The sequence below is a fragment of the Lysinibacillus piscis genome (assembly GCF_026012395.1).
Taxonomy (GTDB): Bacteria; Bacillota; Bacilli; order Bacillales_A; family Planococcaceae; genus Lysinibacillus; species Lysinibacillus piscis.
The window spans coordinates 909737-928155 of record NZ_BRZA01000002.1 but is presented as its reverse complement, the minus strand read 5'-3'; the positions used below and the strand labels follow the sequence as shown (position 1 = coordinate 928155).

Annotated in this window: 18 protein-coding genes; 13 read left to right on the top strand and 5 right to left on the bottom strand. The window is 36.7% G+C overall.

The features are described 5' to 3' along the window. Positions 1–2: 2 nt before the first annotated feature. Positions 3–1091: a PQQ-dependent sugar dehydrogenase gene (locus OPF91_RS11160; RefSeq protein ID WP_264988825.1), complete on the top strand. Its 1089-nt coding sequence runs from the start codon at positions 3–5 to the stop codon at positions 1089–1091. 71 nt (positions 1092–1162) lie between these two features. Here the strand turns inward: OPF91_RS11160 and OPF91_RS11155 are convergent, their stop codons facing one another. After that, positions 1163–2881, bottom strand: a complete 1719-nt coding sequence (locus OPF91_RS11155) for a methyl-accepting chemotaxis protein (RefSeq protein WP_264989149.1) — start codon at positions 2879–2881, stop codon at positions 1163–1165. A gap of 323 nt (positions 2882–3204) precedes the next feature. Between OPF91_RS11155 and OPF91_RS11150 the strand changes: the two genes are divergently transcribed. From OPF91_RS11150 to OPF91_RS11130, 5 genes are all read left to right on the top strand, one after another. After that, the gene (locus tag OPF91_RS11150) at positions 3205–5109 is read left to right on the top strand and encodes a BglG family transcription antiterminator (protein ID WP_264988824.1); all 1905 of its coding nucleotides are present in this window, start codon (positions 3205–3207) and stop codon (positions 5107–5109) included. A gap of 167 nt (positions 5110–5276) precedes the next feature. Then, entirely contained in the window at positions 5277–5603 is a 327-nt protein-coding gene (locus OPF91_RS11145) for a PTS lactose/cellobiose transporter subunit IIA (protein ID WP_264988823.1), read from the top strand. Beyond that, a complete protein-coding gene (locus OPF91_RS11140; protein ID WP_264988822.1) occupies positions 5600–7021 on the top strand; it encodes a glycoside hydrolase family 1 protein in 1422 nt (473 codons plus the stop codon). The genes OPF91_RS11145 and OPF91_RS11140 overlap by 4 nt, the downstream gene beginning before the upstream one ends. Beyond that, positions 6996–7289 (top strand): PTS sugar transporter subunit IIB, encoded by a 294-nt coding sequence (locus tag OPF91_RS11135; protein WP_264988821.1) that lies wholly within the window; start codon positions 6996–6998, stop codon positions 7287–7289. Before OPF91_RS11140 ends, OPF91_RS11135 begins: the two co-directional genes overlap by 26 nt. Positions 7290–7365: 76 nt before the next feature. After that, positions 7366–8679: a PTS sugar transporter subunit IIC gene (locus tag OPF91_RS11130; RefSeq protein WP_264988820.1), complete on the top strand. Its 1314-nt coding sequence runs from the start codon at positions 7366–7368 to the stop codon at positions 8677–8679. 40 nt (positions 8680–8719) lie between these two features. Here OPF91_RS11130 and OPF91_RS11125 read toward each other — a convergent pair whose 3' ends face one another. Continuing rightward, entirely contained in the window at positions 8720–8959 is a 240-nt protein-coding gene (locus tag OPF91_RS11125) for a cyclase (RefSeq protein ID WP_264988819.1), read from the bottom strand. Positions 8960–9311: 352 nt separating this feature from the next. On the opposite strand from OPF91_RS11125, the gene OPF91_RS11120 reads away from it, so the two are divergent. Beyond that, positions 9312–10298 (top strand): phosphotransferase enzyme family protein, encoded by a 987-nt coding sequence (locus OPF91_RS11120; RefSeq protein ID WP_264988818.1) that lies wholly within the window; start codon positions 9312–9314, stop codon positions 10296–10298. Between the two features lie 217 nt (positions 10299–10515). Here OPF91_RS11120 and OPF91_RS11115 read toward each other — a convergent pair whose 3' ends face one another. Then, complete coding sequence (locus OPF91_RS11115) at positions 10516–11436, bottom strand: Gfo/Idh/MocA family protein (protein ID WP_264988817.1); 921 nt, start codon at positions 11434–11436, stop codon at positions 10516–10518. A 393-nt stretch (positions 11437–11829) separates the two neighbouring features. Between OPF91_RS11115 and OPF91_RS11110 the strand changes: the two genes are divergently transcribed. From OPF91_RS11110 to OPF91_RS19100, 5 genes are all read left to right on the top strand, one after another. Beyond that, positions 11830–12153, top strand: a complete 324-nt coding sequence (locus tag OPF91_RS11110; protein WP_264988816.1) for an ArsR/SmtB family transcription factor — start codon at positions 11830–11832, stop codon at positions 12151–12153. Continuing rightward, a complete protein-coding gene (arsB, locus tag OPF91_RS11105) occupies positions 12146–13201 on the top strand; it encodes an ACR3 family arsenite efflux transporter (RefSeq protein ID WP_264988815.1) in 1056 nt (351 codons plus the stop codon). The genes OPF91_RS11110 and arsB overlap by 8 nt, the downstream gene beginning before the upstream one ends. Before the next feature lie 15 nt (positions 13202–13216). Continuing rightward, on the top strand, positions 13217–13669 hold the full coding sequence (arsC, locus tag OPF91_RS11100; protein WP_264988814.1) for an arsenate reductase (thioredoxin): 453 nt from the start codon (positions 13217–13219) through the stop codon (positions 13667–13669). A 95-nt stretch (positions 13670–13764) separates the two neighbouring features. Beyond that, complete coding sequence (locus OPF91_RS11095; RefSeq protein WP_264988813.1) at positions 13765–15120, top strand: NAD(P)-binding domain-containing protein; 1356 nt, start codon at positions 13765–13767, stop codon at positions 15118–15120. Positions 15121–15179: 59 nt separating this feature from the next. Next, positions 15180–15416 (top strand): GNAT family N-acetyltransferase, encoded by a 237-nt coding sequence (locus OPF91_RS19100; protein ID WP_309297424.1) that lies wholly within the window; start codon positions 15180–15182, stop codon positions 15414–15416. A 432-nt stretch (positions 15417–15848) separates the two neighbouring features. Here OPF91_RS19100 and OPF91_RS11085 read toward each other — a convergent pair whose 3' ends face one another. Continuing rightward, a complete protein-coding gene (locus OPF91_RS11085; protein WP_264988812.1) occupies positions 15849–16271 on the bottom strand; it encodes a VOC family protein in 423 nt (140 codons plus the stop codon). Between the two features lie 413 nt (positions 16272–16684). Between OPF91_RS11085 and OPF91_RS11080 the strand changes: the two genes are divergently transcribed. Then, on the top strand, positions 16685–17386 hold the full coding sequence (locus OPF91_RS11080) for a DNA alkylation repair protein (protein WP_264988811.1): 702 nt from the start codon (positions 16685–16687) through the stop codon (positions 17384–17386). 115 nt (positions 17387–17501) lie between these two features. Here the strand turns inward: OPF91_RS11080 and OPF91_RS11075 are convergent, their stop codons facing one another. Further along, positions 17502–18320 (bottom strand): SPL family radical SAM protein, encoded by an 819-nt coding sequence (locus OPF91_RS11075; RefSeq protein WP_264988810.1) that lies wholly within the window; start codon positions 18318–18320, stop codon positions 17502–17504. Positions 18321–18419: the final 99 nt, after the last annotated feature.

Genomic DNA, 18419 nt, shown 5'->3' with positions numbered 1-18419 from the left:
AATTGGAAAAACTTTTAACATTATCCATCGCCACATTTTTGTTAACCGCTGGCTGTGCTGAAAATGTGCAGCCAACATTCTCTAAAAGCTCAGAACAAACACAGCCACAGCAATCTGCATCATCTGTTGAAAGTTTAGACATCCTAGCAGAAAACTTGAATGTCCCATGGTCTATCGTCAAACAGGGAGAGACGTTTTATTTAACAGAAAGATCGGGTAGCATCGCCAAAGTAGTAAATGGGAAAGTAGAACGACAACGTGTCATACTTGAAAAAGAGGTGTCTACAGCGTCTGAGGCAGGATTGCTTGGCTTTGTGCTGGCCCCTGATTTTTCCACATCGAACATGGCGTATGCCTATTATACGTATGAAGATAGTGAAGGACAATTTAATCGTATTGTTACACTCCAATTAGCAAACAATGTATGGCAAGAAAAAGCTTTGCTACTCGACCGCATTCCTAGTGGCACATATCATCATGGAGGCAGGTTAAAAATAGGACCAGATGGCAAACTATATGCTACAGCTGGGGATGCTTCACAGCGTGAGATAGCACAAAACCTACAATCATTAGGTGGTAAAATTTTAAGAATGAACCTTGATGGCTCTATACCAGACGATAATCCTTTCCCAAATTCTTACGTCTATAGCTACGGACACCGCAACCCTCAAGGCATCACTTGGTCACCTGATGGCACGATGTATGCAAGTGAGCATGGTAATAGTAGAAATGATGAAGTAAATATCATCGATGCTGGTCAAAATTACGGTTGGCCGTTTATTGAGGGCAAAGAGCAACGAGAAGGTCTGCTTGCACCTTTATTCACCTCTGGCAATCAACATACGTGGGCTCCATCTGGCATAGCCTATGCGAACAATAAATTATATGTGGCAGCACTCAGAGGCAATGCCGTTTTGGAATTTGATGTAGCAGCGAATACCTACCGAGAATTGGTCACGGATTTAGGTCGTATTCGCGATGTATTTATAGAAGACGGTTATTTATATTTTATTAGTAATAATTTAGATGGTCGAGGTACTGGACAGCAAAATGATGATAAATTATATCGATTGCCGCTTGTGAATGAGTAGAACATTGTGAACGTAATACAATCAAAAGAACGATTTCTCATCATCTGTGTGAGAAATCGTTCTTTTATGTATTACTTATGCGTTTTAAAAATAGAAATTGTTTTATTCAATTCTTCTGCTAATTGTGCCAATGACTGTGTTGTCGCTGCCGTTTCTTCACTTGCTGCGGCGACATCTACACTTGTTTCGGCAATACTTTCAATTGCCTGCATAATTTCCGCTGATTGAGCAGATTGTTGCGCACTTGCAGAGGCAATATTGTCAATCGCATTCATCACATCTGTTGATTGAGCAGATTGCTCGGCACTGGCTGAAGCAATTTCCATCGTCTTACTGTTTGCTTGTGTCATCATTTCGGTGATTTGCGTAAAGGCTTCTCCCGTACGTTTCGTTGATGCAACACCTTCATCCACTGCTATCACACTACGAGACGTATTTTCTTGAATACCAATAATAATCGAGGTAATTTCCTGTGTTGCACTGCTAGATTGCTCTGCCAGCTTACGAACCTCATCTGCCACAACAGCGAAGCCTTTGCCAGATTCACCCGCACGAGCCGCTTCAATAGCTGCGTTTAATGCCAGCAGGTTCGTTTGACTAGCAATATCGGCAATCACCTTGATAATATCGCCAATACGATTGGAATCCTTTTCGAGTAAGGACATATGCGTGCTAATCGCTTCCATTCCTTCAATAGAAGCTTGTACAACTTCCGTTCCATTCGTTGCTATGGTTGTTAGACTTTCACTTAATAGCGCTGTTTCATCTGCATTTTTGGCAACTGAATCAATCGCATGGTTCAATTCTTCAAACAATTCTTTCATTCTTTGCGCATCCTGTGCCTGACTATTCGCACCATCTACAATCTCTTTGAACAATTCTGTGATATTTTGAGAATGATTAGCTTGTGTAGACACATTGCTTGCGACTTCCTCTGTTGTAGTAGAAATTTCTTGGGCGGATGTAGCAACACTATCAGCAGAATAAAGGATATTATCTACGATTGTACGCAAATTGTTGACCATATTATTAATGGAACGAGCCAATTCACCAACTTCATCTTTCGTATCAATCGCAGTCGTTTCGGTTAAATCGCCATTAGACACTTTGCCAACTAATGTCGCTACTTCTTTTAGTGGATTCGAAATCAATCGAGCAATGACTATGCCTAGACCGATGTTAAATAGCACAGAAAGTACGATAACCGTGAGTGTAAATATTCTAGTAGAGTTATACAATTTTTCGGATTCCAAATGGGTTGTTTCAGCAAGGCTAATATTTAACGTAATCAGTTCCTTAATATAGCCTTGCACCGCATTGCCTACTTGATTAAACTCATCTGCAAGCTGTAGATAGCTTTCCTCATCATTTGCATAGGCATACTCAGTTGCTGTCTTGTACAGAGCTAAATATTTGTCCCATTCAGAACGGAGTTTATCTAGAATGGCTTGTTCTTCAGGAAGCATTATACTATTTTCATATGCTTCAATATGACTGTTGATATCTTTGGCCGCTTGTTGACTAATATCATAAAACGTATCCTTTTTGTCTTTCGTTTTTGCTACGAACATCATATCTCGAATTTGCACACGTAGTCGTTGATAATCCGTTTCTACTCTACCCAAATCGCTTATGGGTACAACACGCTCGTCATACATAAAGCCTAAATTCTCATTCATTGTACTTAAATTTACTAAGCTATAAATGCCGACCGCTGTTAAAATAATACTTGTTACAAGGAATGTCCCAATCAATTTAGTTGCTGTTTTAGCGTTTTTTAGCCATTTCATCAATATACACACCGCCTTTTTTAATATATATAACCCCAAAGTATGCGAAAGAAATCTAAATTTTTAGGTAATTAGTCATACATTACATACTCTAGTATACTAATTATATCTTCTACTAATCGAATAAAAAAGCACAGATTTATCAAAAGCTCGATAAAAGATGAATGCTATCTCCAAAGAAGAGCATGGTTTTTACAACCTCAGTCATGTCATACTGCCATCTTAAATTCCTATAGATTTTAGCGATGATTGAGTAAAAATTAAAAATATCGTAGAATGAACTATAAAATGATTGGATTTGCAGGTAGGGGTGACGTAACACAATGAATGGACGGCAAGTAGAATTATTAAAATTTCTTAGCAAACAGATCGACTGGACTAAAGGGAATGTTCTTGCAAATCACTTAGGCGTAAGTGTTAGGACCGTTCGTAACGATATCCAAATGATTAATACCCATTTTTCAAAGGAACAAAAGGAATTAATCACTTCTTCAAAGCAAAATGGCTACATGCTATCAGAAAAGCAATTCGCAAATATATTAATTCAACAGCAATACAGCTTAGTTCCTTCTAATGCTGATGAACGAATTACTTATATATTAAAAAAGCTGCTTTATTCGTCAGAAACCATCAATTTATTTGATGTTGCGGATGAGCTTTTTGTCAGTGAATCCACAATTGAAAAGGACATTCAACGGATTAAGCTCCAGTATCTTATTGACTTGGAGTTGGAACGACAGGATAATCAAGTACTGCTTTTGGGTAACGAAAAGAGTAAGCGCTCTCTTTTAGTAAGGGTGTTATTAAATGAAGCAAAGGGCAACATATTTGATACTGTGCTTTACTCCAAGTTTTTTAATAAAGTCAACCTACAAGATATTAAAGAGATTTTATTAAAAATTATTCATCCATATGAGATTCATTTAACAGATATGGCCATTATGAATATCGTTTTACATCTTGCCATTATTACCGATAAAACCATATTGAATGAGCATCCGATTTCCATTAGTGAATTTTCTGTTCAGTATGACGAAGAAGATTTTATGATGGCGAATGAAATTAGTGATGCTATTAGTCAATTGTATGATATAGCTTTTCCTCAGCCAGAAATTAACTATATGGCACTACTTATCGCTAGTAAGAAGACCCTTCACTATAAAAGCAGATTAAGAAATGAGATTGAAAAAAATACAAATATTTTTTACCTTAATTTAACAAAGCAATTACTTACCTCAATTTATGAGAAATTTCTAATTGACTTTCGCAAAGATGATGAGTTATTTGTTGGCTTGTGTATGCACATTAAAGAATTACACAATCGTGTCAATCGGGGAGGAACCCTTAGAAATCCAATTCTAGAGGAAACTAAAAAAACCTTTCCGTTAATTTATGAAATGGCAAAATTTGTAGGCAATCAATTTGGCAAATTAGTGAATCAGGAACTTTCTGAAGATGAATTTGGTTTAATTGCTCTGCATCTTTGTGCTTCGCTTGAACGCACAGCTAGTAATAATACGAATAAAAAAAAGGTTGCGATTATCTGTCCAACAGGATTTGCATCAAGTCAACTAATTAAGGCAAAGCTACAAAAATATGCTGATTATATTGAAGAAATTGGCTTCTTTTCTCTAAACGAGATGGAGCAACTTCCGCTATTTAAGCCAGACCTTGTTTTAACAACAATCGATATGGAGATCAATATACCTTGTCGTATATTACTTGTTTCACCCTTTATTACAGATAATCAGGAAAAACAACTTAGTGATTTCTTTTTAGATAAAAGTGAAAACATGAAAGAAAGTAAGAAATATTTCAAGGAATCACTCTTTTTTAATCATTTAGACTTTTCAACACCCGACCAAGTAATTGAATTTCTATGTAAGCAGCTATATAAGCAGCATTATGTACCGGTGGACTATGTGCATTACATAAAAAAGAGAGAGGCAATTTCACCGACATCGTTTGGCAATTTATTAGCACTTCCTCATCCTAGCGATAAGGTTGCTAGCCAAACAATCATATCAGTCGGTATTTTAGAAAAACCAATCCAATGGGGAATGCAGCAGGTACAGCTTATCTTACTTTTTGCGCTTGCTAATGATGGAAAAGAGCTGCATGATCATTTATTCCGTGATTTAATTAGCCTGTTAGAAAAACCAAGTAAGATGAAAAATATCATTCGTGCAAATTATTTCACGCAATTTTTGGAGGAGCTATCGAAATAACAATGCTTCCAAGCACTCGCAGCTATTTTGGCAGCGAGTGTTTTTTTGCCTAAAATTTCTGAATAATCACTTTCCTAAGGAGTGAGGAAAAACTTTATTTCTCAAAACAATCATAAAAATTTAAAGTAAACGTATGAAAGGGATTTCAAAGACAGGAGGCACTCTACATGAATACTGAAATTCAAACAGTATCGTTTGGTCTAATTCTTCATAGTGGGAATGCAAAAAGTATCGCAATGGAAGCCATTACGCACGCTAAAAAAGGGGAAATAAAAGTAGCTAGGGAAAAAATTAATCATGCAAAGGATGAGTTGAAGAAAGCGCAAAAGGTGCACGCTGATTTGATTTTTGAAGAAGCGAATGGCACTTCACCAGATTTTTCTTTATTGCTTATGCATAGTGAAGACCATTTTGCAATGGGACAAATTATTGTCGAATTAGCAACAGAAATGGTAGATCTTCATGAAAAAATAGAAAGCAGGTGTGGAGAATGAGGGAGAATTTTCTTTGGGGAACCGCAACAGCATCCTATCAATGCGAAGGTGGCTGGGATGAAGGCGGCCGTGTTCCATCACTTTGGGATACGTACCTTCACAATAACCAATTAGAAAATGGTAATGTCGCTTCAGATCATTACCACCAATACAAAGAAGATATTCGTCTGATGAAAGAGGGAGGACATAAATCATACCGCTTCTCACTTGCATGGCCGAGATTAATAAAGAATCTTGAAGGAGAAATTAATCCTGAGGGTGTTCAATTTTATCATAACATTATTGATGAATGTCTAACAAATGGCATCGAACCATTTGTGACGATTTTCCATTGGGATTTGCCACAATACTTAGAGGATATTGGCGGTTGGACAAGCCGTAGAGTGGTAACGGCTTATGAGGAGCTGGCAAAACTCGTTTTCTCTGAGTACGGTGAAAAAGTTACTTATTGGACGACCTTTAACGAGCCAAGATACTATGTTTTTAGTGGTTATAAAATTGGAAATTACCCACCAGGAGTTAATGATACGCAAAAAACCATTGAAGCTTCTTTTTACATGATGCTGGCCAATGCAAAAGCGATAAAAATCTATAAGGATATGAACTTAAAAGGGGAAATTGGCATTGTCCATAGCTATGCCCCAATCTTTGGTGTGGATGATTCGTTAGAAACGAAAATAGCCATGAGAAATGCTGATAACTACTTTAATAATTGGATTTTAGACACGGCCATTAAAGGTGAATTGCCAATTGATATGTTAACGAGATTGAATGACAAGTACGATCTTTCCTTCATTCAAACGCAGGATCTTCAAGATATGAAAGAAAACACAGTTGATTTTATCGGATTAAACTATTACGCCAGAGCTCTTATTCGCCCTTATTCAGGTGGTGAGACAGTACTTAGAATCAATAATAGTGGTTCTTCTGCCAAAGGAACAAGTAAAGTGGTGGTGAAAAATTGGTTTGAGCAAGTGTGGGATCCAAACTCTGAGTTCACCGAATGGGATACAGAAATTTTTCCACAGGGACTTTATGAAGGTATCTTAATGGCTCATAAAAAATATGGTATTCCGATTTATGTAACTGAAAACGGTGTTGCTGATTACGAGGATGTAAGCGTTGAGCAAGTGAACGATGAGAAAAGAATAGCCTTTTTAAATGATCACATCGATGCGATCATCAGGGCGGTTGAAGCTGGTGCTGATGTACGTGGCTATTACATTTGGTCAACGATGGATTTATACTCTTGGAAAAATGGCTGCGAAAAACGTTATGGACTAGTAGCCATTGATTGGGAAGATAACTGTAAAAGAAAGCCAAAAAATTCTTACTATTGGTATAAAAAGGTTTGTGAATCTAACGGAGAAATGATTGAAAGGAAGAGAGAATATGAAACAAATTTTGTTAGTTTGTAATGCTGGTATGTCATCAGGTATCCTTGCTCGAAAAATGGAGGATGCTGCTAATGGCACAATGACAATTAAAGCAGTCGGCGTTAGTGAGTATAAGGATCACGTTGAAAATAAGGACCTGTTAATAGTAGGACCTCAAATTCGATTTCAACTGGATGAAATCAGTAAAGCTGTTCCCATTCCAGTTATGCTAATCGATTTTCAAAAGTATGGGTTAATGGATGCTGAAGGAATCTTAAATGATGTTAGAAGTGCCTTAGAAATGAATTAGTTGAGCAATCGGGCAGAGAGCAATCCACATCTGCCCGAAATAATAGACAGTTTCCATTTGAAAAGGAGGGTTAATCATGAGTAAGTTTTCTGCAATGAGTCAGGTAATCGAACGAAGAATTCTACCATTCGCCAATAAGATGGGGCAACAACGCCATTTGGCTGCCATTCGAGATGCCTTTATTACTTTATTACCAATCAACTTAATGGGTGGTCTTGCTGCCATTATCAAATCGCCACCAGTAACAGAATCGACAACCAATGGGATGTTGCTCGCATGGAACTCGTTTGCTATGGCAAACGACCTTTTATTAAACTGGCTGTATGCGTTTACATTAGGTGCCATGTCATTGTATATTTGTGTGGGTGTAACGCATTTTTTATGCCGCCATTATAGCGTAAATAGTTTTATCCCGATTTTATTTTCACTCGTTGGATTTTTCCTTACTGTAACAGAGCCAATGGAATTAGGGTGGGACGGAAAATCCTTATCGTTTTCTTTTATTGATGGAAAAGGGATTCTTCCAGCCTTAATTATTGCCATCTTAACAACAGAGCTATATCAATTGATGAAAAAGAAAAATTTCGGGAAAATCTCCATGCCACCTGGTGTTCCACCGAGCTTAAGTGATGTTTTTGCTTCTCTATTTCCTGGCATGATTTTGATTACTGTTTATATTTTGATCTTTGCTTTATTCCGTTCGTTTGATTCATCATTTGCTAGCTTTATTTTCACGCAAATGGCACCAGCGTTTAAAGCTGCTGATAGCTTAGTATTTGTTATTTTCATTACGATTCTTATACACTTCTTATGGTTCTTTGGTATCCACGATGCCTCACTTTCAGGGGTTGTAGGTCCAATTCGTGATGGCAATTTATCCATCAACGCATCTGCTAAAATAGCAGGAGAAGTACTGCCAACTATATTTACCACGCCATTTTGGGTATACTTTGTGGTGATTGGTGGCTGTGGAGCTGTACTTGGATTAGCCGTTCTATTAATGTTTTCAAAATCTAAGCAGCTAAAAACAATGGGGAAGGTTGGTTTCCTGCCAGCACTATTTGGCATATCTGAACCATTAATCTTTGGCATTCCATTAATGCTTAATCCCATTTTCTTTATTCCATTTATCTTTGCGGCAACCGTAAATGCGGTGACTACATTCCTGCTCATGGATTGGGGCATAATCGCAAAAACATTCTCCATGGTATCATGGAATATGCCTTCATTCTTAGGAGCCTTCTTTTCAACATTAGACTGGAAAGCACCGATACTAGTCATAGCTTTAACCATTTTGAATACGCTCATCTATTATCCTTTCCTAAAAATATATGACCGTCAGCTATATAATAGAGAACAAGAATTTAATGCTAAAAAGGTTGAATCTTAAGGTATCTGTAAACTGTAGACAAATCCAAAAACGGGTTTGCCTACAGTTTTGTTGTATCATCCGCATGATGAGCGCTTCGTTTATGCTGCTCGTTAATAATTTGTTTGTTAAGAATTTTGACGTTGCCAACCATGAGCAGCCGCATATCTTCTACAATATACTTTGCTAATTCTTCGTCAGCTATATCGTCTCCATCAATATCAAGGCGAAACGCTTGTCCTTGAAGGCCACCTCCATTTGTAAACTCTATTTCAAAATCAAATAACACTCTCTTATCCATTGTCATACCACCTTTATTTTAGTGTGTTAGTCATTCTCATTGTAATCGACAACTATAGCTACAACTATATATTTTTCAGTCAGCATCATATAAATTTATATATATACGTCATGCAAGTGTCGTCACGATTATAGGTAATTCATATAGATGAGCGTAATTTTATATGAAGCGTTGACATTGATACTAATTTTACATAAAATTAGTATATATAGGGTTATTTAGTTTTATAACCCAAACAGCAGGAAGGGGTGACTATTGAAAATGATCGAATTTCAAAATAGCATGCCAATGAGAGGGAGTACTTCTTAACTAAAGTTTAAGCCTCTCATTGGCAATGGGAGGAAAATAAAAGATGATGGATTTAGGAATTATGGTAAGAGGAGTAGCTTCTGATGCCGTCGCACAGAGGCTTGTTCAATTTTGGGAACACGACGAGGGAACTTTGGAGCTGTGGCGTGCAAGTTCAAACTTTGTCTATGGCTTTGAACGGAATCAAGTTCAATATTTTTTGAGAGTTAGTTTGGAACAGGATAAATCTATTGAACAAATAAAAGCCGAGTTAGAATTTATGTGCTATTTACAATTAAATGGATTTCCATCTGTAATACCCATTCACTCAATAAGTGGACAATTAATTGAAACATTAAAAACACCAGAAGGAACGTATATAGCTGTTGTCTTTAGTGAAGCAAATGGTATCCATTTAGATGCTGATACAATTACTGCAAAACAGATGGAGGAATGGGGAAGATCACTTGCCTCACTTCATTGTTTATCTAAAACTTTCGAGCCTGTATCTGAAAAAAGAAAGAATTGGTTGGACACAGTACAGTTCATGGAAGATGTATTTAACAAGCATCCAGCAGAACAAACAGCCTTAGAAGAGCTAAGTAGGGTGACCAATTGGCTGCAATCGCTGCCTACTAACAAAGATGTCTTTGGATTGATACACTATGATTTTCAATTAGACAATATTTTTTGGGAAGAGAATCAGGGCCCTCATTTCAATATAATCGACTTTGATGACGCGATATATCACTGGTATGCACTTGATATTGTCACAGCACTTGATGATTTTATTGACGATGATAATCCTTGTTCACCATTACTTATTCAATCTTTTTTGAATGGCTATCGTTCCAAAATGGATTTAAAAAATGATATAGTAGCCCAATTCCCACAGTTTCAAAGATATGCAAACTTATATAAGTTCTCTAGAATAATAAAATCCTTGGATCATGATGAAATAAATGAAGCACCATCTTGGTTTCCTGGATTGAAGAATAAATTGATTCATGTTGCAGATGAATTAAGACAAAGCTTTCAAAAACCATGGTAAATGAATAGCATGAAATAACTAAATAAATAAGCCATTCCAAATTTTGGAGTGGTTTTTACTTTTATCATATAAATAACTGTACAGCTCTAAATGAACAAAAGGGCATAGTGTAAAAAGACATACATATTATGGAACAAACATTTTCTTTTTAACTACATAACATCAGTGAGATATAGATACAAAGCTGAGGATAAAGTCAGCTTTGTATACCTGTTACTTAAGTGTTTTGCTTTAGTAGTTGGTCGACAAGTAGTTGAGATTTTAAACCTTCTAATCCATTAACAAGAGGTTGTTCATTATTGTGAATACAATAAATGAAATGTTGTACAGCATCTTCAAAGCCTCGTTGTTTTAAAGTTGTTTCCCATGAAGAAGAAAAAGTTGTAGATATGGCATTGGCTTCTTCGATTTCTGTTGTATTCATATTTTTTACACGGATAATTGCTCCATCTGTTACCAATTCTATTTGCTCTAAATTCGTTCCTGCTTTTCGATGCATAGCTGTGGTGAAAGATCTATTTTGAGAAGATGCATACGTATGTTGCGCAAATAAAAGTTGCCTTTCATCGTTTGTATAAATAGTACCATGCAGCACGCTAAGATTTTCATCAACCAACCAACGTACCGTATCCACTAGGTGAAGATAATCATCTAGCATTGTGAACTCATAAGAATACGGACCAACACTATCCATTCTGTGCTTTTCAACACGTACCCAAGCTGCTTTATGCGCTTTTTCCTTTGCTTTCACATACATGGGAGCAAAACGACGATTAAATCCAACCATAAGCTTTCGTCCCAATTTTTCACTTAATTCGACTAATTTTTCTGCCTCTGAAATGGATGCTGCTAATGGTTTATCAACATATACATCTATCCCTTTGTTAAGCAGTTCCGAAACCACTTCATAATGTGATTCAGTTGAGCTATGTACAAACATAGCATCGCACTCTTGAGCCAATGCTGGTAAGCTATGAAAGTCTTGTATACGGTATTGATTGCAGATTGCCTTTCTCTTTTCTTTATTGGGGGAAAATGCACCCACAAATGTCCAATCTGTTTCTTTTGAAAGAATAGGTAAATATGCTTTCTGAGCAATACCACCCAGTCCTACCATTCCAATTCTAGGCTTTATCAAATGGATCATCCTTTATCATTTATAGATTTTGTACCATAGTAATGCTACAACTTACTTTTAGTATACAATAATGAAGAGACAAATAGTTTTAAACCTTAAATCATCTATAACGTTTTTATCTTGATTCAGCAAATGTTTTTTGTATCAAAAGCGAAGCACCATATATTCTGAATTCATGATGGTGATGTACCAGCAATAACTCTTTAGATAATGGGTGTGAATAAAATGAAGTAGCTACAAAATAATTTTCAAAAATGAGTAAATAGCCATTGCAATTATTTGTAGGTTCGCATAATATAAGTTTATAATTATATACATATACAATTACCTGTATCATGAGGTGATTTTATTTTAAACAATATATAAGAAAATGCTTATATAAGGAGAACCCATATGGAACACACACTAATAGAGAAACAATTAAAGGCAGCAGCTGATTTGAACCGTATTAAATTACTTGCATGCATGAAGAATGGAGAGGTATGTGTATGTGATTTTGTAGATATTCTAGGAATTTCACAGCCAGCAGTTAGTCAACATCTTAGAAAATTAAAGGAGGCAGGTATTATTACGGAAAGAAAAGTAGGGACTTGGAAACATTACCGTTTAGTTGAGGAACAAACACCTTTGATGCAGGGAATTTTAGCACAAATTCAGCCTTTAAATAGGTGCAACTGTGATACAGATTGTTGTCATGGAGGAAATGAACATGAATAATGAAGCTTTAACCAAACAGCTTTCTTTTCTAGATCGTTACCTTACTCTTTGGATTTTTATTGCAATGGGTATCGGTGTTGTATTCAGTATCACAATACCTACAATTGGTGAGGCATTAGAATCCATGTCTATTGGCACAACATCTATACCGATTGCCATAGGATTGATTGTGATGATGTATCCTCCTCTTGCCAAAGTTAAATATGAGGAAATGTGGCGTGTATTTAAGGATTGGAAAGTACTTTTACTCTCACTTTTTCAAAATTGGTTACTCGGACCGTTTCTTATGTTCTTTTTAGCAATTATCTTCCTGCATGATTATCCCGAGTATATGGCAGGGCTCATCATGATTGGTTTAGCCCGATGTATCGCCATGGTCATTGTATGGAATGATTTAGCACGTGGGGATCGCGAATACGTTGCTGGCTTAGTTGCATTTAACTCCATCTTTCAAATCGTGACGTATTCGATTTTTGCGTACTTTTTCTTGAATGTATTACCTGGTTGGTTTGGTTTAGAAAACTTCCATGTATCTATTTCCATGTGGGAAATTACAAAGAGTGTGTTGATTTATTTAGGAATTCCGTTCGTTGCAGGTTTCCTCACACGTTGGATTGGCATCAAAACAAAGGGAAAAGAGTGGTATGAGGAAAAGTTCTTACCTAAGATTTCACCACTTACTTTAATCGCATTACTGTTTACAATTGTGATGATGTTTGCTCTAAAAGGAGAGCAATTAGTTGAATTGCCACTGGATGTAGTACGCATTGCGATTCCATTATTTATTTACTTTGTGATTATGTTTGTTGTATCATTTTTTTCTTCACGCAAAGCTGGCGCATCTTATCCTGTCACAGCAGCACTTTCATTTACAGCTGCAAGTAACAATTTTGAGCTAGCGATTGCAGTAGCTGTAGGTGTGTTTGGGCTTCATAGTGGGGTAGCCTTTGCCGCTGTTATTGGACCACTTGTAGAAGTACCTGTTCTCATTGCGCTCGTATGGGTAGCCTTACACTGGCAAAAAAAATACTTTCAAACGATTAAATGATAAGGAGCAATGATAATGACAAATACACTTTATTTCTTGTGTATAGGGAACTCTTGCCGTAGCCAAATGGCTGAAGGTTGGGCAAGAAAGTTACTGCCCTCAGATTGGATAGTAAAAAGCGCTGGTATTGAAGCACATGGCGTGAACCCAAAGGCTATCCAAGTAATGACCGAGATAGGAATCGATTTATCGCATCACACATCCGATTTAATTGACCCTGAAACATTAAATAATGCAACGTTGGTTGTTACACTGTGTGGGTATGCTGCTGATAAATGTCCAATGACACCTTCACACGTTCGTCGAGAACATTGGGGCTTTGAAGACCCAGCGAAAGCGACAGGAACAGAGGAAGAAAAATGGACTGTATTCCAAAATGTACGTGATGCCATTGGAAAGCGTATTGAACGATTTATTACAGAGGAACTGAACGAAAAAGCTGTTAGGAACGAGTCACATATTATTTAATCACTGCGCCTAGCTTTATGTTAGGCGTAAAAATACACTCAATATATAAGTAAATACTTATATTATAAATTAAAAAGGAAGAAGGAATTTTATTTATGGAAACACTAAAGGTTATCCAGCCAAATGCTTCTTGTTGTACAGCTGTTAAATTTACTGAGATGGATGTAGATTTTCATGCTATCACTAAAAATTTACCTATCATTATCATTGGCGCTGGTCCGATTGGGCTAGCTGCAGCTGCTCATTTAGTAGAGCTAAATCAATCATTTCTGTTACTAGAAGCAGGTAAAGAAGTGGCTTCTACTATTCGAACATGGGGGCATGTCACACTATTTTCCCCATGGCGATATAACATCAATAAAGCCGCAAAAGCTTTATTAGAGGAGACGGATTGGCAAGAGCCAGACTTAGATACTTTACCAACAGGACATGAGCTAATTGATTGCTATTTAAAACCTCTAGCCGAACTAGCGCAAATCAAACCTCATATTCACTTGAATACCAAAGTTGTAGGGATTTCAAAACAATTCAATGATAAAATGAAGTCAAAAAATCGAGTAAATCAAGCCTTCCAGGTATATGTTGAACAGGGCAATGACTTGGATATCATTGAAGCAAGAGCCGTAATTGATGCGACAGGTACATGGGGAAATCCAAACCCAGCAAATGCTGCAGGCGTATGGTTAAAAACCGAAAAAGCATTAGCACACCATATCGAATATGGCATTCCAGATATTAAGATGAATGTGGAAAAATACGCAAATAAGAAGATTGCCGTCATCGGTGGTGGTCATTCAGCGATTAATACATTACTATCGCTAGCCGAATTACAAGAAGAAAACCCTTTAACTCAACTTGTTTGGATTATGCGTAAAAAGTCTGTAGAGGAAGCCTATGGTGGTGAGGAAAAAGACGCTTTAGAAGCACGTGGCACGCTAGGAATTCGCATTCATGAATTAGTAGACACAGGTAAGGTGGAGGTCATTACGCCTTTCTATGTTTCACAGGTGAAAAGGGGAGAAAGCATTCATATTATTGGGACTGTAAATAATGAACAAAACGTATTAACGGGATTCGATGAATTAATTGTCAATGCAGGGAGCCGTCCAGATTTTACAATGAACAGTGAGTTACGCTTTTCAATTGATACAGTAACAGAAAGCGTACAAGCATTAGCGCCACTGATTGACCCAAATGAACACAGCTGTGGGACAGTACGAGCGCATGGTGAAGAAATACTTCGACAACCTGAAAAGGACTTTTATATTGTTGGTGCAAAGAGTTATGGACGCGCACCTACATTTTTAATGGCAACAGGCTATGAACAAGTCCGTTCCATCACAGCCTATTTAGCTGGCGATAAAGAGGCTTCAAAACGAGTGGAATTGAAGTTACCTGAAACAGGTGTATGTGGAATTAATCTAGCCGATAACTCAAAGTCATGTTGTTAATTCATTGACTGCTAGCTTTCGCTAGCAGTCCTTTTAAAATACGAAAGGGGTAATAAGATATGGATAAACTGATAATTCGCAAAATGGAACAGAAAGACTTAAAAGAGGTATTAGCAATTTATAAAGAAGGAATCGACACAGGAATGGCAACCTTTGAAACGAATGTACCAAGTGAACAAATCTGGGATGAAGGGCATCATGCCACATTGCGCTTTGTAGCAGAAGAAAACAATCGAGTAGTGGGTTGGATTGCCATTTCACTCGTTTCTACCCGTAAAGTTTATTCTGGTGTTTGAAGAGAGTGAAAAAGTAGGATTTTGGACACTGCAATCATCCATTTTTGCGATCAATTTCATAAGTATTCAATTACATAAAAAGATGGACTTTAGAATTGTGGGAACAAGAGAAAAAATTGCTCAATTAAATGGTAAATGGCATGATACTGTGATAATGGAAAAACAGCATTCTTTGTAAAATGTCTGCAGTCTGCAAGTTCTTGTCCTCATACAACATACACATATCTAAGCCCTCCTCTACGCCAAACGATTTTAGTTTACATAATATAAATTATAGGAAGTTATATATAACTAAAAAATATAACAATACATTCTCTGCTCAGCAATGAAATTTTTTTCTAATTGTTTACCGTCAATTTTGTGAGAAAAAGGAGCCATTAAAAAACGACTTTGTCATTCGTACAAAGCCGTTTCTCTACTTTTATCGTATGTCTAACTTTGATATCCTTTAGTATAAATTTGGAATCTTACACCGAATTTATCTTTAATCACTCCGAAAGCAGGACTAAAACCAGTTTCTGTTAGTGGCATTTCAACTTGTCCACCATCCTGTAAGGCTTCAAAAATTTGGCGAGCTTTGTCTGCATTGTCAAAGGTAACACAAATGATTACTAGGTTCCCTTCATGTGCTGGCTGACCTGGGAATGTATCTGAAAGCATAATTACAGACTCTCCAACCCTCATCGTTGCGTGCGAAACAAGGTCTTTTGTATCCTCATGGATAGGAAAATCTGGGGTAGTAGGAATTTCACCATATGTAATAACCCCTAAATTTTCCGCATGAAATACCTTTTCGTAAAATTCAATTGCCTCTTTTGCATTTCCGTTCAACTGTAAATAAGGAATCAATTGCATTTTTTCAGCTCCTTTGATTTTATTGGAAGTAGGTACTCCAAATAATATTATAACCAATTTGCTTTATTTAAATAAAACCCTTTTTTTCTTGTACTATCCTGCCCGTTAGTTTAAGTATGTTTCTTCACAAACTCACTTATATTACTCGCATTATAATTATTCTATAGATTCAGTTTACACTTACCTACTTAATCAAGTAATTAAACGACTTTATTGTCACTTTACACTTTGAAGGTTTAACGCTCTTGCAATGAATGATTACTAGTCAGCTTTTATTTATCCAGTATTATCTATACAATGGTTTCGATATCTTGCTGTTATATTCAATTTTTGGCTTTTTCAGAAAAAAATCAGTTATAGTAAGGTTGTCAACTACTAAAAGTAACGAAAGCAAACAAAATAGGAGAACTCGAATGGAAAATATAATTAGAAAACAAATTTTTGAACTCATTGATACAGACTATCAGAAGTTTTCGGCCGCACTTATACCTACTACTAACAATGTATTAGGTGTTCGGCTGCCAGAGCTTCGTAAAATAGCTAAAAAAATTGTAAAGGGTGACTGGCGCACTTACCTTGAAACTGCAAAAGATGAATATTTTGAGGAAATCATGCTGCAAGGTATGGTCATTGGCTATGTTAAGACAGATATTGAAGAACTCCTGTTTTATGTGGCTTCGTTCGTGCCAAAAATTGATAATTGGTCGGTATGTGACAGCTTTTGTACAGGTCTTAAATCTACAAAGGAAAATAAAGAGCGTGTATGGGCGTTTTTACAGCCCTTTCTGTCTTCTAAGAAAGAATATGAGATACGATTTGGAGTGGTTATGCTCTTAGATTTTTATATCGAGACCGAATACATCGAAAGAGTGCTCAACCTCTTGGATTGTGTAAAGCATGAAGGGTTTTATGCCAAAATGGCGGTTGCATGGGCTGTCTCTATCTGTTATGTGAAGCTCCCTGATTCAACAATGGAATATTTGAGAAACAACACGCTCGATGATTTTACCTATAATAAAGCCCTGCAAAAAATTACAGAATCTAATCGTGTGGATAAAGAAACAAAAAGTCTCATCCGCAGTATGAAACGGAGTAAGAAAAGGTCAATAGAATGAAAAATAAGTTGGTATATGAAATACATATATCTGAATATCACTGTAATTTCATTTACAAAAATGTATTTTTCCCATTTTAAGAACTATCTTTACATGCAATCACTTCTTATTATTTTTACGGCTCGAACCCTGTCTGGCTCATATAAACCTGATTTTCCGGAAAGATTTCTATCAATCTGTTATATACTTTATTAATAACTTCCGGTCCATACCATTCTTCTAAGCCAAGTTGGGCATATTTTTTTTCAATTCCAAGTTTTCTTGTACGTTTTCCCCCACTGCCATCACCCATAAAGTAGTCATCCATACATATCCGATTGACAAATGGCTTCAATTTCTCAGGAAAATAATCCCCACTCGGTAGTATGGGTGCTATCGCAACTTGGGTCGGTATTCCCGCACCTGCTAATTTTTCCAATGTCTTAAAGCGTGCCTGAATCGGAGGTGCCTCTGGAGTGAAATGTTTACGTATCGTTTCCGAATCCGTTTCAATCGTCATACTTACCCGAACCCTATCTTTTAACTGCTGCAGCAAATCGATATCTCTACTTACAAGTGGGCTTCTCGTCTGTACTAATAGGAAGTTAGGGGGATCTTCTACCATAACCTCTAGTAAAGATCGCGTCACTTTTTCCTTATACTCTATGGGTTGATACGGGTCTGTGCTTGATGACATAAAAATGGTTACATTTCCTTTGGCTTTGGCACGATGAAGCTCCTTGCTTAGTAAATTTGCAGCACCATTTTTAACATCAACCCAATTTCCCCACTCCCCTTCTCGAAAAAGGGATACAGGCATTTGACGTACATAACAATATGAACAGCCAAATGAACAGCCTGTATATGGATTTAGTGAGTGAGTATAACCGGAAAGAAAGCCTGTCCCTTTATTAAGAATGGTTTTCGGGTTTTTATAGAATAATTCACTTTTCATGACAAAACCTCATTTCTATTCATTGTAATAAAATAACCATTTATACCCTAAATTATTCCATATATTGAAAAGTAGCAACAAAAAGAGATTGTAAAATAT